The organism is Leptospira johnsonii (assembly GCF_003112675.1).
In the GTDB taxonomy this organism is placed as follows: domain Bacteria; phylum Spirochaetota; class Leptospiria; order Leptospirales; family Leptospiraceae; genus Leptospira_B; species Leptospira_B johnsonii.
Window position 1 is genome coordinate 430,574 of record NZ_BFAY01000011.1, and the last position, 25,683, is coordinate 456,256.

The 25,683-nt window shown below is 41.8% G+C and carries 20 protein-coding genes; 6 read left to right on the plus strand and 14 right to left on the minus strand.

Annotation, left to right across the window (positions count from 1 at the left end; genetic code table 11):
* Nucleotides 1-194 precede the first annotated feature (194 nt).
* Complete coding sequence (locus LPTSP_RS10915) at nucleotides 195-926, plus strand: motility protein A (RefSeq protein ID WP_108928789.1); 732 nt, start codon at nucleotides 195-197, stop codon at nucleotides 924-926.
* Between the two features lie 177 nt (nucleotides 927-1,103).
* On the opposite strand, the gene LPTSP_RS10920 is transcribed toward LPTSP_RS10915, so the two are convergent.
* The 3 genes from LPTSP_RS10920 to LPTSP_RS10930 all read right to left on the minus strand — a co-directional run bounded on the left by LPTSP_RS10920 (nucleotide 1,104) and on the right by LPTSP_RS10930 (nucleotide 4,661).
* Nucleotides 1,104-2,729, minus strand: coding sequence for a hypothetical protein (locus LPTSP_RS10920; protein WP_245915551.1), 1,626 nt, complete (start codon nucleotides 2,727-2,729; stop codon nucleotides 1,104-1,106).
* Nucleotides 2,730-2,741: 12 nt separating this feature from the next.
* Complete coding sequence (locus LPTSP_RS10925; RefSeq protein WP_439957020.1) at nucleotides 2,742-4,223, minus strand: potassium/proton antiporter; 1,482 nt, start codon at nucleotides 4,221-4,223, stop codon at nucleotides 2,742-2,744.
* Nucleotides 4,224-4,322: 99 nt separating this feature from the next.
* Entirely contained in the window at nucleotides 4,323-4,661 is a 339-nt protein-coding gene (locus LPTSP_RS10930) for a DUF1292 domain-containing protein (protein WP_108928792.1), read from the minus strand.
* 186 nt (nucleotides 4,662-4,847) lie between these two features.
* Between LPTSP_RS10930 and LPTSP_RS10935 the strand changes: the two genes are divergently transcribed.
* The gene (locus tag LPTSP_RS10935; RefSeq protein ID WP_108928793.1) at nucleotides 4,848-7,334 is read left to right on the plus strand and encodes an ATP-binding protein; all 2,487 of its coding nucleotides are present in this window, start codon (nucleotides 4,848-4,850) and stop codon (nucleotides 7,332-7,334) included.
* A 229-nt stretch (nucleotides 7,335-7,563) separates the two neighbouring features.
* Here LPTSP_RS10935 and LPTSP_RS10940 read toward each other — a convergent pair whose 3' ends face one another.
* The 4 genes from LPTSP_RS10940 to LPTSP_RS10955 are packed head-to-tail and all read right to left on the minus strand — an operon-like array spanning nucleotide 7,564 to nucleotide 10,238.
* Nucleotides 7,564-7,854 (minus strand): HNH endonuclease, encoded by a 291-nt coding sequence (locus LPTSP_RS10940; RefSeq protein WP_100721849.1) that lies wholly within the window; start codon nucleotides 7,852-7,854, stop codon nucleotides 7,564-7,566.
* 2 nt (nucleotides 7,855-7,856) lie between these two features.
* Complete coding sequence (locus LPTSP_RS10945; protein ID WP_108928794.1) at nucleotides 7,857-8,843, minus strand: type I phosphomannose isomerase catalytic subunit; 987 nt, start codon at nucleotides 8,841-8,843, stop codon at nucleotides 7,857-7,859.
* Between the two features lie 6 nt (nucleotides 8,844-8,849).
* Nucleotides 8,850-9,518, minus strand: coding sequence for a J domain-containing protein (locus LPTSP_RS10950; RefSeq protein WP_108928795.1), 669 nt, complete (start codon nucleotides 9,516-9,518; stop codon nucleotides 8,850-8,852).
* 27 nt (nucleotides 9,519-9,545) lie between these two features.
* Nucleotides 9,546-10,238: an LIC_12936 family protein gene (locus LPTSP_RS10955; protein WP_108928796.1), complete on the minus strand. Its 693-nt coding sequence runs from the start codon at nucleotides 10,236-10,238 to the stop codon at nucleotides 9,546-9,548.
* Nucleotides 10,239-10,355: 117 nt separating this feature from the next.
* Here LPTSP_RS10955 and LPTSP_RS10960 point away from each other — a divergent pair, with 117 nt between their 5' ends.
* Nucleotides 10,356-10,688 (plus strand): STAS domain-containing protein, encoded by a 333-nt coding sequence (locus tag LPTSP_RS10960; protein ID WP_100769555.1) that lies wholly within the window; start codon nucleotides 10,356-10,358, stop codon nucleotides 10,686-10,688.
* Between the two features lie 4 nt (nucleotides 10,689-10,692).
* On the opposite strand, the gene LPTSP_RS10965 is transcribed toward LPTSP_RS10960, so the two are convergent.
* Complete coding sequence (locus tag LPTSP_RS10965; RefSeq protein WP_108928797.1) at nucleotides 10,693-11,316, minus strand: LIC10729 family protein; 624 nt, start codon at nucleotides 11,314-11,316, stop codon at nucleotides 10,693-10,695.
* 35 nt (nucleotides 11,317-11,351) lie between these two features.
* Between LPTSP_RS10965 and LPTSP_RS10970 the strand changes: the two genes are divergently transcribed.
* Nucleotides 11,352-12,284, plus strand: a complete 933-nt coding sequence (locus tag LPTSP_RS10970; protein WP_108928798.1) for a bifunctional riboflavin kinase/FAD synthetase — start codon at nucleotides 11,352-11,354, stop codon at nucleotides 12,282-12,284.
* A gap of 94 nt (nucleotides 12,285-12,378) precedes the next feature.
* Here the strand turns inward: LPTSP_RS10970 and LPTSP_RS10975 are convergent, their stop codons facing one another.
* On the minus strand, nucleotides 12,379-12,936 hold the full coding sequence (locus LPTSP_RS10975) for a hypothetical protein (protein ID WP_108928799.1): 558 nt from the start codon (nucleotides 12,934-12,936) through the stop codon (nucleotides 12,379-12,381).
* Between the two features lie 218 nt (nucleotides 12,937-13,154).
* Here LPTSP_RS10975 and LPTSP_RS10980 point away from each other — a divergent pair, with 218 nt between their 5' ends.
* Complete coding sequence (locus LPTSP_RS10980; RefSeq protein ID WP_108929877.1) at nucleotides 13,155-14,900, plus strand: SpoIIE family protein phosphatase; 1,746 nt, start codon at nucleotides 13,155-13,157, stop codon at nucleotides 14,898-14,900.
* Nucleotides 14,897-16,687: a SpoIIE family protein phosphatase gene (locus LPTSP_RS10985; RefSeq protein WP_108928800.1), complete on the plus strand. Its 1,791-nt coding sequence runs from the start codon at nucleotides 14,897-14,899 to the stop codon at nucleotides 16,685-16,687. The genes LPTSP_RS10980 and LPTSP_RS10985 overlap by 4 nt, the downstream gene beginning before the upstream one ends.
* A 1-nt stretch (nucleotide 16,688) precedes the next feature.
* On the opposite strand, the gene LPTSP_RS10990 is transcribed toward LPTSP_RS10985, so the two are convergent.
* The 5 genes from LPTSP_RS10990 to LPTSP_RS11010 all read right to left on the minus strand — a co-directional run bounded on the left by LPTSP_RS10990 (nucleotide 16,689) and on the right by LPTSP_RS11010 (nucleotide 25,528).
* Nucleotides 16,689-17,657, minus strand: coding sequence for a hypothetical protein (locus LPTSP_RS10990; protein WP_108928801.1), 969 nt, complete (start codon nucleotides 17,655-17,657; stop codon nucleotides 16,689-16,691).
* Nucleotides 17,658-17,687: 30 nt separating this feature from the next.
* Nucleotides 17,688-19,631 (minus strand): flagellar filament capping protein FliD, encoded by a 1,944-nt coding sequence (fliD, locus tag LPTSP_RS10995; RefSeq protein WP_108928802.1) that lies wholly within the window; start codon nucleotides 19,629-19,631, stop codon nucleotides 17,688-17,690.
* 69 nt (nucleotides 19,632-19,700) lie between these two features.
* A complete protein-coding gene (locus LPTSP_RS11000; RefSeq protein WP_108928803.1) occupies nucleotides 19,701-21,461 on the minus strand; it encodes an acyl-CoA dehydrogenase family protein in 1,761 nt (586 codons plus the stop codon).
* A gap of 160 nt (nucleotides 21,462-21,621) precedes the next feature.
* Nucleotides 21,622-22,029, minus strand: a complete 408-nt coding sequence (locus LPTSP_RS11005) for a response regulator (protein ID WP_108928804.1) — start codon at nucleotides 22,027-22,029, stop codon at nucleotides 21,622-21,624.
* The gene (locus LPTSP_RS11010) at nucleotides 22,019-25,528 is read right to left on the minus strand and encodes a PAS domain-containing protein (RefSeq protein WP_108928805.1); all 3,510 of its coding nucleotides are present in this window, start codon (nucleotides 25,526-25,528) and stop codon (nucleotides 22,019-22,021) included. The genes LPTSP_RS11005 and LPTSP_RS11010 overlap by 11 nt, the downstream gene beginning before the upstream one ends.
* Between the last annotated feature and the right edge of the window lie 155 nt (nucleotides 25,529-25,683).

Genomic DNA, 25,683 nt, shown 5'->3' on the forward strand with positions numbered 1-25,683 from the left:
TCGGAAAAAATGGGCCAAAACCCTAAGGTCGGAACTTTGAAATCCGATATTCTAAATCGGATGGACCTTTAGCCTCCCTGGCTAGAGTCAATCCACTGCGAATTTTCACTTTCTTGTAGAGGGGATGGGACGAACCGTCCTCTATTTTTTTGAAAAGGCTTGTCTCTAGGACATAATACGCCTACTTTGCTCCCATGCGTTCGGCCATCTTAGGTTTAATTGCCGCATTTGCTTCGGTACTATTAGCAATCTTATTGGAAGAAGCGCATTTTCTTTCCTTTCTCAAACTATCCGCACTCGTATTGATCTTAGGCGGAACTGCGGGCGCGACATTTGCAAGTTATAGTCCGGAAGAATTCGCAAACCTGATCATTCACCTGAGAGAATCACTTTTTCCTAAAAGAGAATTTTCCCTCTCCGACGTATTTTTGGATTTCGCAGAAAAAGCCAGAAAAAACGGACTATTATCCTTAGAAGACCAACTCGCGGGAGTACCCGACGCTTTCTTAAGAAAAGGGATCCAACTCATCGTAGATGGGACAGATCCAAGAGCAGTAGAAGAAATTTTATTCGAAGCAGCAGAAGGTCTGGAGAATAAAGAAACCCGCTCCGCAAAAATTCTAGAAACCGCGGGAGGATTCTCTCCAACGATCGGGATCATCGGAACAGTAATGGGACTTGTGAGCGTATTGGAAAACTTAGGTGCGGGGACCAGAGCTCTCGGAGAAGGGATCGCCACTGCATTTATTGCAACCTTTTACGGGATCGCATTTGCAAACTTAGCTTACTTCCCATTGGCAAATCGACTTAGGACCTGGGCGTTTTCCAGAGACAGAAGAAGGCAGGCGATTATCCGAGGAATCATTTCTCTACAAACAGGAGACAACAGAAGAATCCTTGTCGAGAGAATGGCTCCCTTTCTGTAAGGATTTCTTTTAAAATTTTAGATTTTGTAGGAATTCCTACTGACTGGAAAAGTGCGGCCCCCGCCCGAGTTGGGTGGTGGTGGAGGGCCCGTGGGAGAACCCTCGTTCCCTATATCATAAAATCCTAATTCCTTCAATTACATTTTTACGCAGTAAACTTGTAGGAATTCCTACATCTCAGATCGTATTTATCCCTTCGTTCTTCTTTCGATTCTCTTCTTCCCACATTTTATTTTCACGGACCTCATCTATTAAATAAGGTTCTTTATATTTTCGAAGAGGACCGAATTGGAACTTCCAGAACATATTCAATCTTCTGGGATCGAATACTTCTCCCCTTGTCAATAGGTTCAAAGAATCGTAATATTCCTTGAGTTTAGGATCCTGGATCTTGTTTTCTCCCGATTCCACGGATTCAAAATACCCGGAAGGCAGACGCCTAATCTTATGGCCTACCCTTCCCGTTCCCTGGATCCTGGAAAGAAGAGGATCCCCTAAGGCAACTATATCGATGATATATTGGTCCGGCAGAAAAAATCCGATCACACCTGTATTATATTTAATGAATACTTTCCGATCGGTCGGAGGGAAAAACGGCTGTTTATTTGCTATATTAGAAAGAAGTGAATCTTTTTTATTATACCAAGCGAGACCGGTTCCAGGATAATACCAAAGTTTCTCGTCTGCGATCTCCCCCTTTCCCAATATCCAAGGATTTTGTTTTACCTGCTGCTTAACAGAATGGACCGGACTAGAAGATAGAAGAATATTATAAAGTAGCAAAACTGAACCTAAAATATAGATCTCTTTTTTCTCCAAATTTTCCAGACGGACTAATGCAATCCCCAAAAGAAAAATCACATAGGTAAAGAACCTTCCTGCCATAAAATCCCCACCAACAAAGAGGATATAAACCAAGTAAGGCAAAGAGAAGATTAGAGATATTAAAATGGAACCGGAACTCTTCTTCAAAACTGCTCTTACGATCGCAACGACCGGAAGAAACACAAAGACGATAGAATCCCATTTCAACTCGAAAACATAATATCGTAAACCCTGAGAAAGTATTTGTAAGAAAGAATCCTCTACATTCGTTTTGGAATAATATGTATTAGGCAAAAGAGAACCGTAATACAAGGCGGAAAATAAAAACCAAAAAACCGCAGGTAAACTACAAAGAGTAATTTTAGTACTTAATGAAATGTTAATCTTTCCATTCTTCCAATCTTGTATAAAAACGATCAGAAGAGGGATTAAAAAGATCAGAATAAAATCGATCCTGGAAACTAAAGCAAGACTGGCAAGAAGGATCAGGCCCGGTAATTTGGAGACGGTCCCTTCTTCTTTCCTAAAATATAAATAAAAAAAGATGGCCTCTATCAGATAATTTAGAGAATTTTCGAGACCCGAATAAGAATAATCCACAAAAGATCTGGAAGATAAAAGAAAACCAAAGCCCAACCAAAAGGAAACTTTAGAAACAGAGATCTTTCTTAAAAAATAAAATGCAGAGAGCCCCCAAACGAATGAACTGAAAAAAGACCAGAATGCTATATTCTGGTATAGATAATAAAAAGGAGAAAGCACCAGGATCAAAAGTGGATTCGTAAATGCTTGCACTCGTTCTGCGATATTCCATCGCAATCCGAAACCGTTTGCAAAATGATCTAAAACCCTAAAGCTGATAAATGAATCATCACTAAGCCAAGCGTTTTGATAGGAGATATAGGTGAAGATAAAAATGGTTAAGGACAGTTCGAAATAATTAGATCGAATGCCCTTTTTCCAATCAATACGATCCATTGCGATGAGAAGCTAGGCTTCCTTTCTCTCTCCCATTCTGGAAAGAATTTCTCGGATCTTATCTTCTGCACCTTGCGGAGTTAATACCAAAAGAACGTCCCCATCTTCCATCTTAGTCTTACCGGTTGGAACCAAATGAGAATCTCCTCTATAGATCAAGGTGATCAAAGAGTTTTCAGGGAAATCCAATTCGTATACGAACTTGCCTACGGAAGCGGAACCATATGGAACTATATATTCCAAAAGTTGGGTATCGCTCTTGTCCTTGTTCTCGAATTCGAATGGATAAGAAGCTCTTTGTTCCAAAGCCGCCTCGAGTCCTAAAATTCGAACCGCAAAAGGAATCGTAGACCCTTGTAATAATAAAGAAGTTAATACGGTAAAGAAGACTATATGAAAGATCATCTCCGATTCCGGGAGTTGTTTCGCGAACGGGAATGTCGCTAGAATAATCGGAGCAGCACCTCTTAAGCCTACCCAAGAGACTAAAAGTTTTTCTCTCCAATCAACGTTAAATCCGGTTAAAGCCAAAAACACCGCGGCAGGTCTCGCAATCACTATTAGAAAAACTGAAAATGCGATCCCGAGTACTGCTACCGAAGGGATTTTAGAAGGGAATACTAGAAGTCCTAAGGTAAGGAACATCACGATCTGCATCAACCATGCAATCCCGTCCATAAAACGAACATTACTTCGTTTATGTACGAAGGATCTGTTCCCGATGATAATCCCTGCGATATACACCGCCAAGAATGGGTTTCCTCCGATTAGATCCGTGGCAGCATACACGAACAGGACCGAAGCAGAAAGTAATACCGGATATAAACCTTCGTAATCCAATTTGATACGGTTCATACCCCGATAAATCCAGTAACCTAATAGTAGGCCTAAGATAATCCCCAAACTAAACTGTTGGAAGATGGTCCAGGCCAAACTATCCCAAGATGGAGAAGAAGTACCGACAAAACCTAAAACGGATGTGGTCAATAAAACTGCAAGAGGGTCGTTACTTCCTGACTCGAGTTCCAAGAGAGAGGTGAGCCCCTTTCTCATACCGATATTGCTGGTCCGAAGAACGTTGAATACTGCCGCAGCGTCGGTAGAAGATACGATCGCACCTAAAAGAAATCCGATAATTGGATCGAAGCCCATTACAAAAATTGCAAATAAGGCAACGAATAAACAAGTGAGAAGCACTCCCAAGGTTCCGAGAGAAATACCTTTACCCAGAACCGGTTTAACCTTGGTCCAATCGGTTTCCAAACCTCCTGAGAACAAGATGAATGCTAATGCGATAGAACCAACTTTGCGGGTAAGATCAGCATCGTTAAACCAGATCTTTAGAATGCCGTCGGAACCTGCCAACATTCCGATCGTTAAGAATATAAGTAGAGAAGGAATTCCAAATTTTGTGGAAACACGCAATAAGCCTATACTCAAGATGATGAGGCTCGATAGAGCTAAAATTTGAAACTCGAAGTTAAGAGCGTTCAATTCCACTACGATAGATTCTAATCCGTTGAAAATTATGCGATTTCTTTTTTTATATGAAAAAAACTATTTTCAAAGCAAAAATCAAAACCGTTGGACCCATTAGACTACGTCTGAGTTCAGTTCGTACAGTAAATCTTGCAACTCTCTGCGGTCGGTAACTTCTACCAATCTATCTTCTCCGAATTCATCCGCCTCAATCTTCACAGCAAAGTATCCGAAACTTTCTTCTCCCTTTAAAAATCCTACATCCAGATTGATGAGATCTGTTTCTTCTTCAGAGGAAGGGATGAGTAAAAAATATTGGTGCTCGTCCAGCTCTACCACTTCTCCTACGATAAAAGAATATGGATTTCCATCCTCATCCAATAAATGCAGAAGTTCGTCGCCTAGCTCCTCATGCTCTGTGGATTCAGTTTCCTGATCGTAAGATTCCAACATAGAGTTTGTTTCCTTACTGTAAAGATCGGTCGAAAAAAGGATCCGGCTTTGCCGTAAAAGGTGGACAAACCTGAAAATCCATCGTTTATAGGATGAAATTCCGTCATTCTTGGCGGAATTTCCAAATCTCCACTTGCAAAAATCTTAAAGATGCCGCATTTGGTGATACTCCGGCAACGAACTGATATGCATTCGAGTCGCGTAATTTTCCCGATTTTTATTCTCTGCCTTCTACTCTCCTGGAATTGCGGAAGGACAGATTATGATTTGGGAGAAATTCGCGAAGGTAAACTAAATGCAAAAACTTGGGATCCGAATAAAACCATTCTTTCTCTCGGCGGTGAATGGGAATTGGTTCCTGGAAAATTTTTGGTTTCCGAACCGGAGCCTCAGCTAACTCAAGAAAGGGTTTACGCGCCGATCCCTCAGATCTGGAACGAACTTACCAAAGACGGAAAACATTTATTTCCGAACGGAAAAGGTTTCGGTACCTACTCTCTGCATCTGCAACTTCCTGAAAATTGTCCTGAGTTGATGTTAAAAGTTCCTGACTTAGGAACATCTTACTCAATTTATGCGGACGGAAAACTTTTAGAAACAGTGGGCAAGGTGGGAAAAACTCCAGAAACCTCAGTCCCGTTCCTTCAGACTTCTATCGTCCTTCTTCCCAAGGATCTGAAAAGATTGGATTTTGAGATCTCCAACTTCGCTCATATCAACGGAGGCCTTTGGTTCACTCCGGAGATCGGGATACCTTCTCTTATATTAAAAAAATTGCATTATAGCCAGGCAATAGATGTGGCAAGTTCCGCGGCGGTCCTGGTTCTTGCAATCTATCAGATCATGGCTTTTCTCAGAACAAGAGAAGAAAAAAGCCAATTGTACTTTGCTTTATTCTCCATAGCTTCCGTATTCCGGTTTTTCTTAACAGGAAATAGGCTTTTTAATTATATATTTCCTGAGGTTCCTTGGGAGATCAGTTATAGGCTGGAATACCTGAGCACCTATGTTCTATGCTCCGGGTTTTTGTCCTATTCTGCCACCGCATTTAAGCAGGATTTTCATCCCAAAACGGAAAAGTTCTCTCTGATCATAATGTTATTCTTTGCGATTCCTACTCTGGTATTACCTGCGGAATATTATGCAAGATTACTCTTCCTTTTCCAATTTACCGTCATTATAGGCGGAGCTTACACTTTATTAGGATGCGCAAGAGCAGTGATCCATGCGAGACCTGGATCTAGGTTTTTCTTAGCGGGGATATCTTTTATAATCATCGCGGGCGCAAACGATATCCTGGCATCCAATTATATATTAAATAATCATTATATTCTTGCTCCTGCGATCTTTTTGTTCATATTCTTCCATAGTTTGGGATTTTCTTTTTCCTTTTCTCGTGTTTTAAGAACTTCTATGGAAGCGGAGAAGGGACTACAGATCGCAAACGAAAACCTGAACGAATTAAAAACGGAATTGGAAAACAAGGTTGAATCCAGAACCATCCAACTCACCGCCGCAAAAGAAAAAGCGGAATGGGAAGCTAAATACAGATACGATTTCCTGGCAATCATGAGCCATGAGATCCGCACTCCCTTAAACGGACTTTTGGGGACTTCTAATCTTCTTTCCGAAACTACTTTAACGCAAGAACAGAAAGAATACGCAGAAATTATACAGGCATCCGGAGAGAACCTTCTCCATTTAGTGAACCAATTATTAGATCTTTCTAAGATAGAAAACCATCGTTTCGTGTTGGAGATCTTACCATTCGACCCGTTTGCAGTTTTACAAAGAGCGGCCAGAGTAGTAAAAGCTAGGGCGGAAGAAAAAAGGATCTTAGTAGATATCTCTTATCCGGAACATCACCCAGGCATTTTCTTAGGCGACGAAGGAAGGATCCAACAAGTACTCTTAAATCTTTTAAGTAACGCGATCAAGTTCACCGGTTCCGGTGGAAAGGTAGGTCTTGGAGTTCGTTTCTATGGAGAAGATCTTTTCTCCCGTGTATTAGAATTTTGGGTGCAAGACGACGGGGTCGGGATCGCAGAAGATCAAGCAGCAATATTATTCGAACCTTTCGTGCAAGCGGACTCTTCCGTTGCTAGAAAATTCGGCGGAAGCGGATTAGGTCTGACTATCTCCAAAAAATTGGTAGAGCTTATGGGGGGAAGTATCCGGATCACAAGTGCTCCAGGCAAAGGATCCAAATTTTCGTTCTTGCTTCCCTTCCCCCAAGAAGAACCTGAAAAACAAGATTTGGAAGAAGAGGCTGCTCCGCCTATCGTTCTGCCCCCACTCAAAATTTTACTCGTGGAAGACCAGGAATTTTCCAGAAGAGTTGCGTTCGATATTCTCACTAAATTAGGAATGAAGGTGCACTCTTTAGGAATGGGAAAAGACGCGATCGTTCAATTAGACAGAGAGACTTACGAGATCATACTTTTAGACATAGATCTTCCGGATATAAGCGGTTTAGAAGTTTCCAAAAAGATCAAAGAAACCTTTGCTCATCCGCCATATCTTGTTGCCTGGACGGCTCATGCACTGCCAGGCTCTCAAGAATTTTTCGAAAGTTCAGGATTCGATTCTTATCTCAAAAAACCTTCTCTCAAAAGGGATTGGATCTTATTCTTAGAAAGATATATGCAGAGTAGACCTAAACCTTTGGATTAGTCCATTCAAAATGCGTAATATACTTTTCTTTACTTTTGTGTTATTTATTCTTTTCGGATCTTACGATTGCAATTCCGGAGGAAAACAGGATTGCAGCAGATCTACTCCCAGCGACAAAAAAACTGCGGAGATGTTACAGGCCGCATGTTTGACGAATCCGAACGATCAAAATGTATGCAATCTATATTTTTTGGAAGCCGTATACCACTCACATTGCTGGTAAGAAGGATCAAAACTCTTCGAAAGGAAGTTTATTCTTCTTAGAATTATTGCAGTCCTTACATGCTGGGACCAAATTTGCTTTGATAGACTTTCCACCTTTTGCCAGAGGGATCAAATGATCCATGGTAAGTTCGTCCGGCGGAAATTTTTTACCGCAGTAATGACAGATCCCATCCGCTTTCTTTTTTCTCCACCAAGGAGTTTTGCGTAACTCTTTTGCGATCTGTCTTTGTTTTTTGATCTCGGATTCGCTTACCCAAAGAAGCGGCTCTTCCGAATATTCTCCTGGACCGTTCATGACTAAGAGTACTGGATCCAATCCGAACCTGGACCGGACCAGGCCAAACGTAAAAAAGAAGATTTAGACTCGCAATGGACTCCTTCTTTGATCCCATAAGCAGTGACTAAAACTGTATCTCCCGTTTTTAGATCCAAATCCTCTAATCTACATTCTCCACTTAGGACCATCAAAACATGGAACACAGGCTCTGAAGAAAAAGAAGGAAGTGTAAACTTCTTATTAGAATCGATTTCCAGAATTTCCATCCGGAACTTATCGTTTGCAGTTAGAACGGAACGACTGAATTCAAAGGATCCAATTTGTTTAGGACTCAGTTTGTCATTAGGATCTGCGGAAGAAAAATCCAAAACGTCCAATGCCTTTTTGAGATGTAACTCTCTAGGTCTTCCGTAATCGTATACTCTGTAAGTGGAATCGGATGACTGTTGGACTTCCATCAGAAGGATACCGCCACCGATGGCATGTATCCTACCTGGATTCAGAAGAAAAGAATCCAGTTCTTTTACTTCTACTTCATTTAGAATTTCTTCTACTCGGTTTGTTTTTACGTATTCTGAAAATTCTTCTTTATTGGTTTGTTTTGAAAATCCGCAAACCAGTTTGGAACCCTTGTCCGCCTGTAAAACAGTCCAAGCTTCTTTTTTACCTGCGCTTTCCGGATCAAACTTCTCCGCGTACGAGTCGTCAGGATGAACTTGGACGGATAATTTTTCCTTAGCATCTATCAGTTTGATCAATAAAGGAAAACTCTGTCCTTTAAAAGGTTTTCCGAGCACTGACTCGTAATCCGATTTATATACTTCTCTGAAAGTTTTTCCGGAACATTCTCCGTTCGTAATTTTAGAAAGATCGGAGCCGTAATCCGAAATCTCCCAGGACTCTCCGATATCTCCCGAAGGGATGGAGCGCCCCAAAACGGTTTCTAATTTCCTACCGCCCCAGACTTTTTCCTTATAGATGGGCTCGAATTTGAAAACCTTCTGCATATATGCCTATTTTTTTTGACCCTGGAAGAGTTCAATTTTAACTTTTAAGATCCGCTTTTTGAAATGAGTAAATACGTCGGGACGAAACCCGGATAGATCCAAGGTATAGATCCTTCCCGGGACCAAACTGCCCGGCTCGGGGCTCCATTTTAGATATCTGTAACTTTTATAACTCCCCTTTCCTCCGCAGGAAGCGCAGTTCAGATCGGAACCTCTACATTCAGGGCAAATAGATCTGACCACCAAGGGAATGGCTGCAAATATTCTACCCAATAACTCTTCGGGTTTGAGACAGATCCGAATATCGTGATAGATGCCGGTATATTTCTTGCGATCTCTGCTTCTCATTCCGGCGCGGAGAAGGCCCCTTCTAGCAAATTCAACCGCTTGAGTAGCGAATAAGATCCTGGAAGGCGGGATCAGATATATTCCATTTTCTGCATGTTCTCGTTTCTTTCTGACCTTGAATTCTTGGTCGAACCGAGAACGTTCTTCCGGCTTGGAAAGTATCTGATAAGATTCCAAAACTTTTAAAAACACAGGCTCAGAACCGGTAAGCCTATTGTCCGGATGGAAAATTTTGGCAAGTTCTCTGTATCTATGTTTGATAGATTCTGGGCTGGCACCGTAGTTCAAGCCCAGGACCCTATAATGATCTGTCCAGGCTGAACTCATGGTAAGATTTTAGACTCTAAAATTGATTTAACGATTCGAATTATATTCTTGGAAGGAACCACCGCTTTCCAAACCATCCAGCATGGTATCCACATCCTTCCCGTCTGCTCGGATCGTTCCTTCCACATACTTGTCGATGGCTCGGACCACTTCTGCAAGATTGTCGCGATAAGAACGGACAAACTTGACCCTTTGGTTCGGGCTCCTGATATTTCCAAGACTATACACTTCTTCTTTCGTCCCGGCATCCGTTTTTCTTTTAACAACTAAAACAATGTTAGAAATATCGGAGGCCACAACCTTATCGTTTTTTAATTCTCCGATCTCGTCGTTGACAGGTCTGAGTTTAGTAACCAGAGATTTTCGGGTAATAAAGCGGACTCCGTCCAGTTTTAGGGAACCTTCTCCCCCTGAAACTTTTAGATAAAACTTTTTATCTACTAAATATCTATCGCGGACCGGGAAATTGAAATTTTCCATCGCGGGAACAAACTGGAAATACTCACTATCAATAATTTTTTTCCTTTTATTCAGGAAAGGGAGCATCTCTTCTATTCTTTTGTGAAAGTCCTTGATGTCTTTTGTGAGTCCTTCTATGTCACGGACCTGCATAGGTTCGTAAGGAAGGACTTTAATCTGACCGTCCTTCTCGAAGTCCTGAGAAAATATTTCCCAACTGAATAAGGAGATCAAAAGAAGTAAGATGAACGGTTTCTTCATTCGTAAAGTCCGGACGATTTCCTATATTTAGTGTCGTCCATTCCGTCAAAAAGCCCGGAATTTTCCTAAAAATTCGTTGAATTCCGGCCGGATTCTACGAAAAGGGAAGGGACGGATATGGAAATCAGCATTAGAAAATCCAGCGAAACAAATATAATCAGCCTCTCCGGGAGCCTGGACATCTATACGTCCATAGATCTCAAAAACTTTTTCGAACAGAACATTGATCGAACGAACAATAACGTTGTGATCAACCTGGAAAAGTTAAACTACATCGATTCCTCTGGGATCGGAATGCTGATCAAACAATTGAATTATGTCCAAGAATTAAGTGGAAAATTTTTCATAGCAAACATGAAACCTGCGATCGAAAAAGTTTTCAAAGTGGCAGGACTGACTTCTTATTTTCAAACTCTCTCAGAGTCCGAATTCACCAGCCAGTTCCCTTGATCTTTCAAGGATATTCCGGGGCAGTGTAGGACAAAAACACGTCCCAAACTCCCCAAAACCTGCCCTTTTCTCCCGCAAGCGGCGTAAGATTCAAATTCAGTCTACCTTCTCTCAACTCGGATGGATCCACTGTGATGTATGCAGGGGGAGTTCCTGCGTATAACGATTTGGAATATAAGTTTGCATCCGGAAAGCGAATCGTTCTTTTCACGATCCCGTTTACGGAAATTCTAAGCTCGCGATCGGGTAAAATCGCAGCGTTTTCGGTCTTGGAAAATAAGGTCAGATCGAAATAAACGTAGATAATGTCTTTTCTATTCGAGTCGGCGATGAGTAGGATATCCAACCCGGTTTCAGGAACCATTCTGCATTGGTTGTCAAATAGTCTACCGGTCCCGGCGCCCGGAGCAGGATCTTTTCTATCCGGAGCTAATTTCAGACCATTATGATAAGCCCAAATGGAAAGTTCGGGGAAGGTTTTATAGTCCTCGGAAATATAGTTTTCTCCCCCCATCGGTTTGGAGAAATTCTCAAAATTTTTCGTTTTCCGATTTTCCTGACCGATCGGACCCTGTCCGGCAGCGGCAAGAATGAAGAATAAGAGTATTGCAATTCGGTGCCAGTCCATCTTTTTAGAATATCGACCGTCCTTTGGAGAGAAACTTGAAAATTCTTAGAAGTCTGGAGAACTTAAAGAGCAACCTAAAGACTTCCACAGTCGTAACTTTGGGGAATTTTGACGGGATCCATCTGGGCCACCAGGCTCTTTTAGAAAGAACCAAGGAAATTTCCTTAGAAAAAGGTCTCCCTTCCTGCGTGGTCACCTATCATCCGAATCCTGCTTTGGTCCTAGGAAAGGACAAGGATCTGGGAGGCATTACCACCCAAGCAGATAAGGAAAATTTAATAGAATCTTACGGGATCGACTGGTTAGTAGTTGTCCCATTTACTCTGGAATTCGCCCAAATAGAGGCGGAAACTTTTCTGAAAGAGATCCTAATCGACCAGCTTGGAGCAAAATCCATTCTGATCGGATTCAATCATTGTTTTGGAAAAGGAAGAAGAGGAGATTACGAACTTCTCAAAAAATACTCCTCAGAGTACGGATACGATCTGGAAAAATTAGATCCTGTATTTCTAGGCGCTACAAAACTTTCCAGCTCCTATATTCGTTCCTTATTGAGAGAAGGTAAGGTAGAAGAAGCAGAAGAATGTCTAGGCCGAGAATTTTCGGTCACTGGGACAGTTGTCCAAGGACACCAACGAGGAAGAACCATAGGATTTCCTACTGCTAATGTACAACCATTGCCTGAGCTAATCCTTCCGGGAGTCGGTGTCTACGCAGGAAGAACTGAGGTAGAAGGAAAAACCTATCCTTCCATGATCAATATAGGAAATAATCCTACATTTGGGGACCAATCTGTCACATTAGAAAGTCATATATTCGATTTTTCGGATGATATTTATGGAAAGAAGGTGAACGTAATCTTTGCTAAAAAGATCAGAGAAGAGATCAAATTCCCAGGGGTGGATGCTCTGATCTCCCAATTGAAGAAGGATGAGACTCTTTCCAGAAAGATCCTCCATGAAAGATAAAGGACTACGGCACTTCCAAATTAGCCGCACGAGGACAAATAAAGATGCATTCGAAACATTCCGCCAAGCTTCAACGTCCGAGTATGAGATTTTCTTAAAGTTTAAATCCGCCGAACAAAGGAATTCCCTTTCTTCCCAAAAGTATCCCTTCCAAATCCTTGGGAGGAGTATAACGTAGAATGTTCGCGAATAGATGCGTAGGAATATGATCCGCCCAGTTCGGTACGGATTGGAAGAATGGGTCCCAATGTAAGGAGTCCGATTCCTCCTCTTCTGTCCAAACAATCTCTTTTCCTGAAAATTCCTCAAACCAAGACTTTAAAGAATTAAGTAAATTCGATTTATTTAAAATACTGATCCCTTTTGGGAAATCCAGAAGGTATTTAGGGTGATATTTTGTCTGGCAGGACTCGTTGGAACAGATGATATCCCTAACTTCTTCCAAGAAACCGGCCCAATCTCTGAGCCTTCCTCTGGATTTGGACCAAGGAGTTTTGCTGATTACGCCGCATTCAGGACAAATACATACAGGAGTAAGAGTTACTCCTTTAAGAGAGAGTATCGGCCCCTCTTTGGGAGGATAAGATAATGATTCTTGGATCAAATAATCGGAGCTAGGTTCCATAGTACCTACTGAATCCAGTCCACTCATTCGATTTTCCTCTTAGGCGCGACGGAGCGTTAGTCGCGTCAATCCTATATACAATGTCGTCTAACGCAATCTATTTTCTTAATAAACAAATCCTAATTTTCCGGGATTTTGATCTTTCTAAAAACTGCAGTTTTTCGGCACAAAAAGGTCCGTCGACAAGTCATTCGGGATTGATTCCGAATTAGGACCCGGTTAGGATGCCTCGAAGCGTCGGGCCTATGAATTATTACCTTTTTCTGCCAATAAGCGCTCTTATCATAAATACTCTTCTTATTTCATATGTTTTCGCGAGAAGGTTCCGAAGCGCAGTCATTCGGGATTTTTTACGATTCGTTCTATTCTTAAATCTCTGGCTGGTTTCTTATATTTTATATTGGAGCATGCTTCCACCGGAATGGATGACTCCAATTTTTAAACTTTCCTGTTTTACCTGGATCCCTGTCGGCCTTCTATTCTTAGAAACGGTATATAGATTTTTAAACATTCGTTCGACAATCCTTCTCCCATTCTTTCGTTTTTCTGTAGTGCTAACTATTTTTCTGACCGCTTCTACCAATTGGATCATCAAGGGCTCTATCTTGTACGATTGGGGTTATGAATTGGAACCTGGGATTTTGTTCGTTCCGTTCAGTTCGGTCGCAGTCAGCGGTCCTGCGATCTGGGGGCTCTATCTTCTTATAAAAGAAAGATTGAGAACAAAACAAAGAAAGATCAAACAACAACTGAATTACTGGATCTTGGGGACAACGATCGCTCTAGGAATCAGCGCTTATACTGAATTATTCAACTTAGACGGACAAGGCAGATTTTTATTCGTTCCATTGAGTCCGGCTGCGATCAGCATACAGGCGTTCTTCATTTTTGTGGCGATCACACGTTATGGATTTTTAAATATCAGTTTGGAAAGGATCGCAGTAGAATTATTCCGAGACATTCACGACGGGATCATTCTTACAAAGGAAAATCACGAATTCTTTTTTGCAAACCAGGCAGCAATCGCTATCTTGGACGGCTCTCCTTCTAGAGAAGGCCTATTCAAACCGGAATGGCATTTTGCAAATTATAGAGAAGAGCAGGATCATATCCCCAGAGACTACCAATTAATAGGCCACTCAGCTTTGCAGTTCATAGAACTCACAGTCTCCGAGATCAAGATCACAGAGAATGAATCCGGAACCTTGTATTTATTGCGAGACATCACTGAAAAAAAGGCAGCTCAAGAAAAGATCCACCAATTATATTCACAAATCGTAAACGACTTGGAGATTGCGAGAGTAACACAAGCCTCTATCATCACCCAAAAGTTTCCGGACAAAGGTTCTTATCGGATCCATTCTTTTTTCCAGCCCATAGACAAGGTGGGCGGGGACATGTTGAGAGTGATAGAACATCCTGGAGAAAGAGTAGATATCCTATTCGCAGATGTTTCCGGTCACGGGATCGCCTCTGCGATGGTAGGAGGAATGCTCTCGATCGCCTTCCAGATCATTTCGGAGAAAAAACTTTCTCCCAAGGAAAGTTTGTTCGAGATCCACGAAATGCTCTCCAAGGTGGTGCTGCATCATCATATCTCAGCGGTATATGCCAGTTTTTATCCGCAGGAGAATAGAGTCCGATTCTCTTACGCAGGACATCATCCAATGCTTGTTTTCAGAGGAGGAAAAATTTATCCTTTGGAAGGAGAAGGTAGGATCTTACTAGCAGTTAAGGAATTACATCTAAACGATTATCATTTTGATCTGCTATCTTCCGACAGATTATTATTCTATTCTGACGGTTTGTACGAGGTTAAGAATGATCTAGGAGAAATTTTCGGTTACGACGAATTCTTAGACTGGATCCAAGGAATGGCGGACAGAGACACTCGCTCTCTATTAGAAGCAGCTCATCGAAAGGCATTAGAATTCGGGAACGGAAAACATAACGACGATCTGGCAATGTTGGCCTTGGAGATCGGACCGTGAACCCATATCTCATTCTTCCATTATTTGCGTTATTCATCAACCTCTGGTTATTCACCTATGTTTTAGCCTTAAAAGGAAAACATAGAGTAGTTCATTTATATCTTTTATACTCCGGAGCATTAAGTCTCTGGATCATTTCCATAATTCTATATTGGTCCTTTTTACCTTTCCATTGGATGACCTGGGTATTTAAGATCAGCTCCATATCCTGGTTAATAGTTGGTCCCTTATTTTTAGAGTTCGTATTCGCATTCTTATCAAAAAATCCGAATATAGTTTTGTATCTTTTACGTGGATTGGCTCTCGCGATCTTCCCGGTCACATTGACGACAGATTGGATCATAGCCGGAGTTGAAAGAAAATACTGGGGCGACATGCTCGTCCAAGGTCCACTTTACGTATATGGGATCAATTTACTTACGGTTTCTCCACCTGTGTATGCGATCTATCTTTTGCTTTTCGAATCTAGAAAAGAAGAGATCGGATTCAGAAAACAATGTTATCTATTGGCATTCGGAACATTTCTTTCCTCTGTGCTTGGATTTTTGACCACAGTACTTCCTAGAATCTTATCACAAGGAGATCTAAATTATCCTCCTTTAAGTGGAAGTGTAAGTGTGATCCAATCCGCCTGTGTATTCATTGCGATCGCAAAATACGGCTTTTTAGAGATCCGATTGGAAAAGATAGCACTCCAATTGTATGCAAAGCTCAGAGAAGGAGTGATCCTATTATCCGCTTCCGACGACTTGTTATATTGGAACGAAAGCGCAAAGGAAATGTTAGGTTTTCCTAAAATAGCGGCCACTCCGGAGAAACTGGATCTAGGAAAATTCCTGGAAGGATTTACTAGAAGACCCTTCTCCAGAATGGACTTCAAAAGAAAATTTTCAGAAATCAAACCGGTCGTTTCGGAAGAAGATATTCTCCCCTCCTCCGATTCAGTATATTTAGAAGTTTCCAAATCGGAAATCCCGATCTCGGGAAGAGATCTAGGTAGAGTGTATGTTCTCAGAGACATTACTGAAAAGAAAGAAGCCTCTGAAAGGATCAATATGCTCTACTCAAGGGTGATCCAAGATCTGGATATAGCAAGAGAAGTACAGAACACGATCACTACTCGCGACTTTCCTTCTTCCGATAAATTTAAAATATTCTCCTATTTCCGTCCTTACGATCGAGTAGGAGGAGATGTTCTGAATTGTTCCGAAAGTGCGGATGGAAGTCTGGAGATCTTATTCGCGGATGTTTCAGGACATGGGATCTCCTCCGCGATGGTCGCCGCAATGGCATCCATCTCCTTCAACGTATTTTCCAGAAAAGGAAACAAACCTAAAGAGGGTCTATTGTTCACAAACGACCTACTTTCTTCCGTGGTGACCCAACATTTTATCTCTGCGGTTTTCCTTAGATACGATCCATATACAAGAATATTAGAATATAGTTATGCAGGTCACCATGCAGGGCTTCTTCTCAGAGACGGAAAGACAACTGATCTGCAAGGAAAAGGAGGGGTCTTACTCGCCGTAGGAACTCCTATCTTGGAGGACTTCCGTATACAACTCCAGCCCGGAGATAGGGTATTATTGTATTCTGACGGTTTATTCGAGGTCAGAGGATCTAAAGGAATCCCAATGGGTAACACAACACTTGTGGAAGCGGTAAAAAAACTATCTTACCAGGATTCCGACAGTCTGATCCGCTCCTTAGTATCCTATTCGGAATCCTTCGGAGACGGGATCATGACGGACGATCTAACCTTATTCTGTTTAGAAATTACAGGCTAAATTAAACTGCGAGAGAGTCGGCCTGCTCTTTTACTTTTTCCAAGAAAGGAAGAAATTCATCCAGAACGGCAGGGATCTCATACTCGATAATATCTCCTGCACGAATGATGTCTTTTTCTTCTAGCGCCAAAGCTACAGACGCAAGAGTATCGTTTAAGTCGTTCGTTTTTTCTTCAAAACTTCTTTCCGCAATTTGGATCTTGGAGAAGTCCATGCCGGGAAGTTTTTGTCTCAAAGTAATAAACGAAGTCAGAAGAACGTTGATCTGAGAAACCGACTGAGTAAGAAGATGTGTTGCCACTTCGTCTTTTCCAGCTTGATAACTTTCGTTTACTTTCACAAAACTTTCTTTCAAAGCAGGAACAGCCTTGATGAAAGTATCTAAAATTTCTCTTAAAGTAGGAAGTTCAAGATCTAGAACGGACGCTCTTGCTACCAGATCCATTACGAATAATTTTAGGTCTCTCAGGTATTCCAAAAATTCTTCGATGGCGGTTGTCCCGTCCAGTTTGTAAGAATTACGACTCAATGCATCCAGGATCTCGCTCACAGTGGAACCTGTACCCATCGGTTTGATCTGGTCGTATTTCAGTTTTAAAAGTTTGCCTGCGGATTCCAAAAGACTGCGGATCCATTCTATCCCGTCCCCTAGTTCCTTGGATTCTTTTTCGGTCAAAGAATCCCTTCCAAGCAAAGTAGTTCCCACCTTATCCACATAGGAATCCAATTCATGGAGAGAACTGATCAGAATATCCAATTCTTCTCCTACGAAAAATTCCATCTTGGAAGCGTTTGAAATGGAAGAATCACGCATCGTGTTCTGGGTAAATTCCTCCCCATCCACAACGCAGGATAATAAAAACTTACCGTTAGTCTCCACCCATCGACGTACAGCGTCGAAAACCTCTCCGAGGCTCTGTTCATTTTCGATGACGCTTTCCAATTTTTGCTCGTTTACGAATATTTCCACGGTGATTCCTCCGTTTATATTATAATTCCTTTATTTATCGTCTCCGCCTTGTCCCCTACTGAGATTATTGTTCAGATAGGAACCAACGGCTTTATTTCTACCCACACCCTGCTCCATATATAGGAACTTCTCTTTGAGCTTTTTTTCATAACTCATCAGGTGGGATTCGAAATTTTTGATCTTCTTATTATTATCGGAAACTTGTTCTTCCAATAACTTGATCTTGCTTGTTACCAGTCCACCAGCGAACTGAGTATAAGGTTTTAAATGTTCAACCAGGTTTACACCTACTCCGGTGTCCATTCTGGCGTCGGAATTCGTATCCTGAGCGAACAAATGGCGGACCGCATCCGGATTTTCCGCAAGTTTCGCGGCCAATTTCGCTTCGTCCAGTGACAAAAGGCCTTCTTGAATATCGGCCCATTTACTTCCGACTTCTCCTGTTGAAATTCCAACATCGGAAAGAGTCCTGATCTCCGAATTCGGAAAAGCAGGAAAAGAAGAAGTGGTCACTGTTTTCATACCTGCAACCAAACGGATGACGGAATTTTCTCCAGCCAAAATACCCGTTTTAGTTTTTCCTTCCCAGAAGGATCTGGCGATATCCGGATCTTCCAGTTTAGAATCGCTGATCCCACCTTCTCTATTGACTGCGGTTGCGTCTTTGGAGTATTTTAGAACATTATTATATGCTTCTATAAATTCCTTGATCATACGGATCCCTTTTGCAGAATCCACTTTGATATCTACTGTGGCTGGACCACCTTCGCTCTTCTTGTTCAGGTTCAGAAGAACTCCGTCCAAAACATCGGTAAGTCCCTCGTTTTTAGGCCGAGTGATCTCTATTCCGTCTACTGTAAAGACCGCATCCTTAGCTTCTACAATGGTCTTTGCGGGCTTCGCTCCGTTAAACTCCGAAGGAAGAACGAATCTAAAATTGGAGAATTCCTTCTCCTTTCCAGTTTGGTTGATTACGATTACCTTATGGATCTTTTTGCCATCCATATTAGACTTGAAGGTAATACGGATCTTTCCTTCCTTATGATAAGCCTGCTCTAAGAATACTTTATCCTGCTCGTCCTGATCATAGAGTACACCTAGCGAGATCGTTTCTCCTTCTTCCAAAGGTTCGGAAAGAGTGGCTTCAATTCTTGCGCCCTTCTTCCCTTCTCTTGCGTCCATGTGGAACTGAAATGCTTGTTTAGAACTTAATTTGATCTTAGAAGGTTCTTTTTTCTCAGGATCTGCTGCGATAAATATTGGTTTTGCGGTAGCGCTCATACCGTATTTATTCGGCTGAAAAGGATTCGTTTGGCTCGATTCCCAAGGAAGATAAAAATACTGAGGAGGATCCTGAGGAAGCATTCCTCCCACAAGAGAAGCCCCCTTGAGCACACCGTTCGGATCGTCGAACTTCAATTGATTGTCTTTGCCGGACTGAGCAGCAGCTAACGTAAGAACCGTCTTATCCTGATCCACTTTTACAAGCGTAGGCTGAACGATCCCTGCAGCGGCAGTGCGAATTGTAAGATATAGATCTCGAATGGTCCCACCTTGGAACTCGATCTCCTTCTCTATCTCTCCCGAAATAATTTTAAAAGTTCCAGCAAGTATCTTTCTTTCCGAATCGATAGGATCGCCTGAGATCTGATGGAATGTAGCAAGCTCTTTCACTTCTATCTTACGTTTACCGCTGTTTGCAGAACGCGCAGCATCTCCGGTGATCACACCTTCCGGATCGGAAACGATCGACTTAGTAGCGAAAGGAGCCGTAAAAGAAATAATTTCTCTAGTTTTGTTTTGGAGGTCTGTAGTAAGAGTTTTAAGATCGGACCATGCTTTGACCTGAGCCTGATTGAAACCGTTTTGTTTTTCCAAACGGCGAATCGGCTTTGCTTCCAGCTCTACCAGTTTTTTTACGATTTGGTTCGTATCCTGGCCGGAACTCAGTCCCGGAATAGAGAATGCGGGCATAGTCCCCTCCTTCTAATCCCATCGACCGATTTCCTAAAAGTATAAGGCCAAAAATGGCTTTTTTGGCTGCTAAACTGCCTGCCTGGCCGAAATTTTAACCCTAAGCTTAGCCTTAAGTCCTTCCATATAACCCAAGCTATCTAGATTATACTCTTCTACATGTGAAAGTCTTTCTGGTCGAAGCTCTTCAGGAATACGAAGAGTGGAACGATAGAATAACAATCCGGAAAGAAGTCTGGCGCTTGCCCAAACGATCTCATCCGCAGTTTCTTCCCTTTCTTCGGAAGTTGAAAGTTCTTTATACATCACAACTGCTTCTTGGAAACCGTCCCAAACATCCGAAAGAACCTTGGTATCTTCCGTTGGGAAATGGGACCATTCGTTATCAATATATTCTCTTAAGAAACCATGACCGCTCATTCCAGTAACGATCCCACCAATACTCGCATTGACTTGGATCTGAGAAGTCCCGTCATAGATAGTAGTGATCCTTGAGTCCCTATAAATTCTGGAGACATCGTAATCTTCTGTGAAGCCTGCTCCTCCATGAAGTTGGACCGCATCACCTGCGATTTTCACACAAGACTCGGAACAGTAAAACTTGGAAATAGGTGTAAGTATTCCGGCTAACTTTTCCCAATATTTCAGGACCACGTCGGATTTTAGATCTCTTTCTGTGGCGCCTTTTTCTTTCAGATGATCTCCTCTGAAATAATACAGATCCATGGCTCTCGCTCCTTCTAACATCAGACAACGCATTGCCATGGTTTCTCTTTCCATTCTGTGAAGGATTTTACGGACTGCTGGAATTGTTCCGATCGGCTTTCCGAATTGTATTCTTTCTGAAGTGTATTTTTTAGTTTCGGCTAACGCTGCTTGCGCGATCCCAACCCCTTGTTGGGAAATTCCCATACGGGCACCGTTCAACATTCCCATCGTATGTTTGATGAGTCCGTGACCTTCTTCTCCGATCAAGATCCCTGGAGTATTTTCTAAAACGATCTCACAAGTTGGAGAACAATGTAAACCCATCTTCTTTTCTATTCCGGCAACTTGTACATCTTTGGATTGGACCAAGAAGAAAGAAAGCCCTCTAGCCCCACTTCCAGGATTCCCTGTCCGAGCGAGTAACAAAAGGATCGCAGGAATTTCTCCAGTGCCACAGCCTTGGGTGATAAATCTTTTGGTTCCATTTAATAGGTAAATATTTCCTTCTTTATGAGTAGCTTTAGTGCGAAGTCCAGGCAGATCGGAACCATGATCTGGTTCTGTGAGTCCCATGGCGCAGGCAAATTCTCCTGCTGCCAAACGAGGCAACCATTCCTCTTTTAATTCTTCGCTTCCGTTCTTTTCTACGATTTCGGCTAAGTTTACACAACCGATGGAGATACAAACGGATGCATCCACTCTATATAATATTTCGCTAAAGAATGCCCTAACAGTCCAAGGAACTCCTAGACCGCCGTATTTTCTTGAAAAACCTGTGGGTTGTAATCCTGCATCCCTTGCCTTTCGGACAATCTCCAATAGTTTTTCGGGGAATACTACTTTTCCATTCTCGAATTTTACCCCGACTTTGTCCAATTCGGCCACATAAGGAGCGATCTCTTTTCCTGCAAATTCTCCCACTGAGTCAAGTAATGTTTTATAATATTCTAATGCTTCCTCGTGAGTAGAAGGTGCAGCTGCAAATCTTTCGTCTCCGGCCTTATATTTTGCGGCATCTACAAATCCGCCCTCGTAGGAATCTACGATTTCCTTCCAATTGATAATATGATCGAAATGTAACCTCAGGTCGGATACATCGTTAAAGTAGTTATTTTGCAGCATGATGAGAAGATTCCTTTAAGAGATAATAAAGTATCTTCTTAGAAAGAGAAAGGTCAATTCGTTTTCAAGATGGATAGATCCGAGTGAACCAGTGTTAGTTTGAAGGGCAAAATATCGATGGATGAATTTGTTTCTTGAAATGATTTTCGTAACGTTCGCTCTAATTCAGATTACAACAAACACGAACGGCTTCCATTAGTTTGTTCACATCCCAAGGTTTAGGGATCACAGTATAAGTCCCCGCCTCTCGTTTGACCCTATCCACCGCGGCAGCATCTACATGTCCTGTAATCAGAATGGATCGGATCTGAGGGTATTTTTGGTGAACCAAAATTAAAAACTCGTCCCCCTTTATCCCCGGCATCAACCAATCGGAAAGGATCAGGATCACGTTCACACCTGCACCTACTAGATCGTCTATGACTTCCATAGCTTCTTCCGCATTTAAGGCAGTTTCGTATTGGAATAAATTTCCGAGCTGCTTCTTTAATTCCTTCTGTAAGGTAATTAAGATGATCGCCTCGTCATCCACACAAAGGATCGCATTCTGTGATGTTTCAGTTTCCAATAGATTCCTCTTTTTTACGGTTTGCAGGTTTGAGCCAAACTTCGAACTTAGTGCGCCCAGGTTCGCTCTCAAACTCTATTTTTCCACCCATCTTCTCTATGATCTTTTTGCAGATATCCAAACCAAGACCGATACCTTCTCCCGGATTTTTAGTAGTAAAGAATGGATCAAAAATTTTGTCCTGGATCTCTTTCGGAATCCCGGAGCCGGAATCAATGAAGGAGACTATAATCCAGGATTCTACTTTCTCTATCGAAATTTCGATTTTACCTTTATAGTTCATGGCCTGCAATCCATTATTTAATAGATTGATCCATACTTGATTCAACTTATCCGGATCTCCCAAACAAAGCTCGTTTGTCCGATAATGTTTAATTACTTCGACCCCGTATTTGATCTTATTATGATATAGGGCAATGATGGTTTCTAACTCCACTTCCACATCTACAGGGACAAGCTCTTCGTCTCCGTTATGCACGCCAGGGTTTAGATAATTTTTGAGAGCATCCACCACGTAAGACGCCTTTCCGGTAGCGATCGAGATCACATTACTAAATCTTACAACGGACGCAATGGAAGAAACCGCCTCCAGGATTTTCAGCGAATTTGGGGTCTTCAGAAGTTCCGGAAGTTTTTCTCCCAATCTATGGATCCCTAAGTCCTGGATAATGTTTACTACATTCTCAGGCTCCGGAACGGAAGCTTCTTTGAATACTCGGACAAGTTCCCTTCTTAAGGAACGGTTCGGCAAAATCTCTGCTTGAGAAATTTCTTTCAAACTTTCATCTAACAAAAATTTGAAATTTTCCACTTCCGTTTTGTTTAAAGCAAGAAGAAGGTCAGGTATATCTTTAATCTCTTCGTACAGGATATCCAAAATTGCACGATTCGAAGAAACGATCGCACCCAAAGGAGTATTTAACTCATGAGTCATACCTGCGGCAAGTTGGCCCAAGGCGGCCAATTTTTCGGAGAGAAGAAGTTGTCCTTGTGTTTCCTTCAACTCCTCGGATATCTTTTTTTGGTAATCCAAAGATTCTTTCAGATTTTCATTCGTTCTTTTTAGTTCTTCGGTTCTCTGATCGATCTTACGTTCTAGATTTGCATTCAGATCTAGGATAGTTTCTTCCGCTTCTTTACTCTTAGTGATATCATTGGAGATCCCGAAGATCTGAGTTGGGATCCCTTCGAAGTCCCTCCTGTAGATCAATTCCCTGGAAACGAACCAACGCCATTTCTGGTCCTTATGCCGCATCCTATATTGGTGTTCTATTACATCTCTATCTAAGGCATTTAAATATCTTGGAATGATATTGGTTAGATATACTTGAAAATCATCGGGATGCATTAGTGATTTTAAAAGAGAATCTCCCATTCCGTGGATCTCTTCCACGGAATACCCTAATAACCGCTCTACTCCGACATTGGTATACACGTTCTTCTTCTCCGATATATCATAAATATATAATATATCCGGACTGATGTCCAAAATGGATTCGATAAATCTATTCCTTTCTAAGAACTTCTCTTCGAAGTTTTTTCGTTCGGTAATATCGACCATCACTCCGCGAAGCCATTTTTCTTTGTTTCCTTCGGTGATTACCTTCACCATGTCTCGGAGCCAAACGATCGTTCCGTCTTTTTTCAAGAACCTATATTCGAATTCGTGAGACTCCAATCTTCCCGTACAAGCAACGCAATAATTTACCGCATAGTCCTTATCTTCCGGATAGATATGGTCCGCCCAAAATCCAGGAGTTTTCCACTCTTCTACCGGATATCCAAGTAAATCCACAGCTTGCTTACTCACAAAGGTAAAATTAAATGTGACTGCATCCGCTTCCCAAACAACACCGGGGGTCGTGTCTACGAGATCTTTGTATTGTTCCTCGCTGGATTTTGTTCTGCGGAATGCTTCTTGTAGTTGCTCCGCCATATGATTAAAAGAGAATGCAAGAGTTCCAATCTCTTCTAATTTACTAAAAGGAACTCTTTGGGAAAAATCCCCTGCCGCTAAAGCCGTACTGGCTCTAGAAATATTACGGATCGGTGATGTAACAATTCCGGCCAAAAATGCCGCGATCAAAAGAGAAAGAGTCAAAGCAACTGCGAACACTTTTGCAGATTCGCTATTTCCGATCTGCACACCTTCCAGATAGTAAGAAGCAGGCATTGCTGTGATTACTATCCAATCGTATTCTCCCGCATTGTCCCTATATGGAGTCACCTGAGTAAACCAGGTCTCTCTCGAAACAGGCTTTGCGCTTACTACATCAAATCGAAATTGGAACGCGACTTTGACAGAATAAAGATCTCCGTAATCTTTCAGCACGGAAAGAATGGAATTTCGTATTACAGGATCTCCACTCTCAGAAGCGGATCCTAAATTATTAAAACGAAAATCGGAAGAAGCAATAACCCTAGTTTCTCTATCTACTATAAAAGCTCTTCCATGTCGGGCTATATTCGTATTTTTTAATAAAAGAGAAATATCTTCCGGTTTTTTTGGGGCAGAATGACCTAGATAATCGTCCAGTCTGAGATTAATATTTTCTGAGATCTCTTGGTGTAATCTGGAAGCAAGTTTTCCCGAGGCAGTTTCGGAACTTTTCAAAGTCAGATAAGCGGTAGCAGCCACCATGATCAAAACCAAAAGAATGAACGGAGTGACTAAGAACATCCGGATTGGAAGTCCTTGTCCCAAAGAAACTCCATCCTTTCCTAATTTCTCTTCCTGCCAGTGCCATTCTTTATAGCTTAAGATCAGTTCTCTTGTATGACCTGGAATTTCAGCCCAGAATAATCCGTATTTTTTAGCTAGAGGTAATGCGATCAACATCGCAAAAGGAGCAAATACCCAGGTGACTCCAGTTGTAAAGAACAGCGCGGGTGTAATATTTCGATAAGAGATCTCACGAGTGAATTGTTCCGAGCAGATATATCCCCAAAGCTGAGGCTCTATACTCATGAATATAATTACAAAAATCGAATATAATCCCCAGGTTTTTATTTTTTTGAAATCGGGATCTCTTCCTATCAGCTGATATGCGACCCAAAAGCAGGCTGGATTAATAAAATAACCTAAAAGCCAATCGAATAAAAAATCCGGAGGAACACCTTCGATCAGATCTGAGAGCCCATAAGCAAAAGGAACCGCAAGGAGCGCGGGATAACCGAACAAGAGAATACAAAGAAAAACAGTTAAATCCTTTAAGGATTCGAATGTCTGGGCTCCCGGAACCAAAACGATAAAGGAACCTATATAACCGGTGATAAAAATAAAAACAAAGGTGAATGGAATGCTTAAAAAAGCCTGGGTGTCCCAGCTTTGTTTTTGGCGACCGAAACCGAATTTACCTCCGGGATTAAAAGTAAAACCTCCATAGGCGCAGATCGTAAGAATGATCCCGACTATATAGCCGAATCTGCCCCAAATGTCTAAAAAAGGCAAAGGGAGAGAGGCAAATATTTCTTCAAACCAATAGATGATCGAATTCACGGAAGGTTTTCCTGCAAAATCCCCTTCCTACCTGAGGAAATTTTGGAGTGCCGGAAAATTTCACATCTTCCCTAAAGAAAGTCAATCCGGTTTAAAAAAAATTAAACAATTTGCAGGCTTAGAAGAATCAAAAATAATTCTTAAGGGATAAAATT

Excerpts from the sequence above, each read along its gene's own strand:
- LPTSP_RS10915 (WP_108928789.1), top strand. The coding sequence starts at position 195 with ATGCGTTCGGCCATCTTAGGTTTAATTGCCGCATTTGCTTCGGTACTA.
- LPTSP_RS10920 (WP_245915551.1), bottom strand. The coding sequence starts at position 2,729 with ATGGATCGTATTGATTGGAAAAAGGGCATTCGATCTAATTATTTCGAA.
- LPTSP_RS10930 (WP_108928792.1), bottom strand. The coding sequence starts at position 4,661 with ATGTTGGAATCTTACGATCAGGAAACTGAATCCACAGAGCATGAGGAG.
- LPTSP_RS10935 (WP_108928793.1), top strand. The coding sequence starts at position 4,848 with ATGCATTCGAGTCGCGTAATTTTCCCGATTTTTATTCTCTGCCTTCTA.
- LPTSP_RS10940 (WP_100721849.1), bottom strand. The coding sequence starts at position 7,854 with ATGAACGGTCCAGGAGAATATTCGGAAGAGCCGCTTCTTTGGGTAAGC.
- LPTSP_RS10945 (WP_108928794.1), bottom strand. The coding sequence starts at position 8,843 with ATGCAGAAGGTTTTCAAATTCGAGCCCATCTATAAGGAAAAAGTCTGG.
- LPTSP_RS10950 (WP_108928795.1), bottom strand. The coding sequence starts at position 9,518 with ATGAGTTCAGCCTGGACAGATCATTATAGGGTCCTGGGCTTGAACTAC.
- LPTSP_RS10955 (WP_108928796.1), bottom strand. The coding sequence starts at position 10,238 with ATGAAGAAACCGTTCATCTTACTTCTTTTGATCTCCTTATTCAGTTGG.
- LPTSP_RS10960 (WP_100769555.1), top strand. The coding sequence starts at position 10,356 with ATGGAAATCAGCATTAGAAAATCCAGCGAAACAAATATAATCAGCCTC.
- LPTSP_RS10965 (WP_108928797.1), bottom strand. The coding sequence starts at position 11,316 with ATGGACTGGCACCGAATTGCAATACTCTTATTCTTCATTCTTGCCGCT.
- LPTSP_RS10975 (WP_108928799.1), bottom strand. The coding sequence starts at position 12,936 with ATGAGTGGACTGGATTCAGTAGGTACTATGGAACCTAGCTCCGATTAT.
- LPTSP_RS10980 (WP_108929877.1), top strand. The coding sequence starts at position 13,155 with ATGAATTATTACCTTTTTCTGCCAATAAGCGCTCTTATCATAAATACT.
- fliD (WP_108928802.1), bottom strand. The coding sequence starts at position 19,631 with ATGCCCGCATTCTCTATTCCGGGACTGAGTTCCGGCCAGGATACGAAC.
- LPTSP_RS11000 (WP_108928803.1), bottom strand. The coding sequence starts at position 21,461 with ATGCTGCAAAATAACTACTTTAACGATGTATCCGACCTGAGGTTACAT.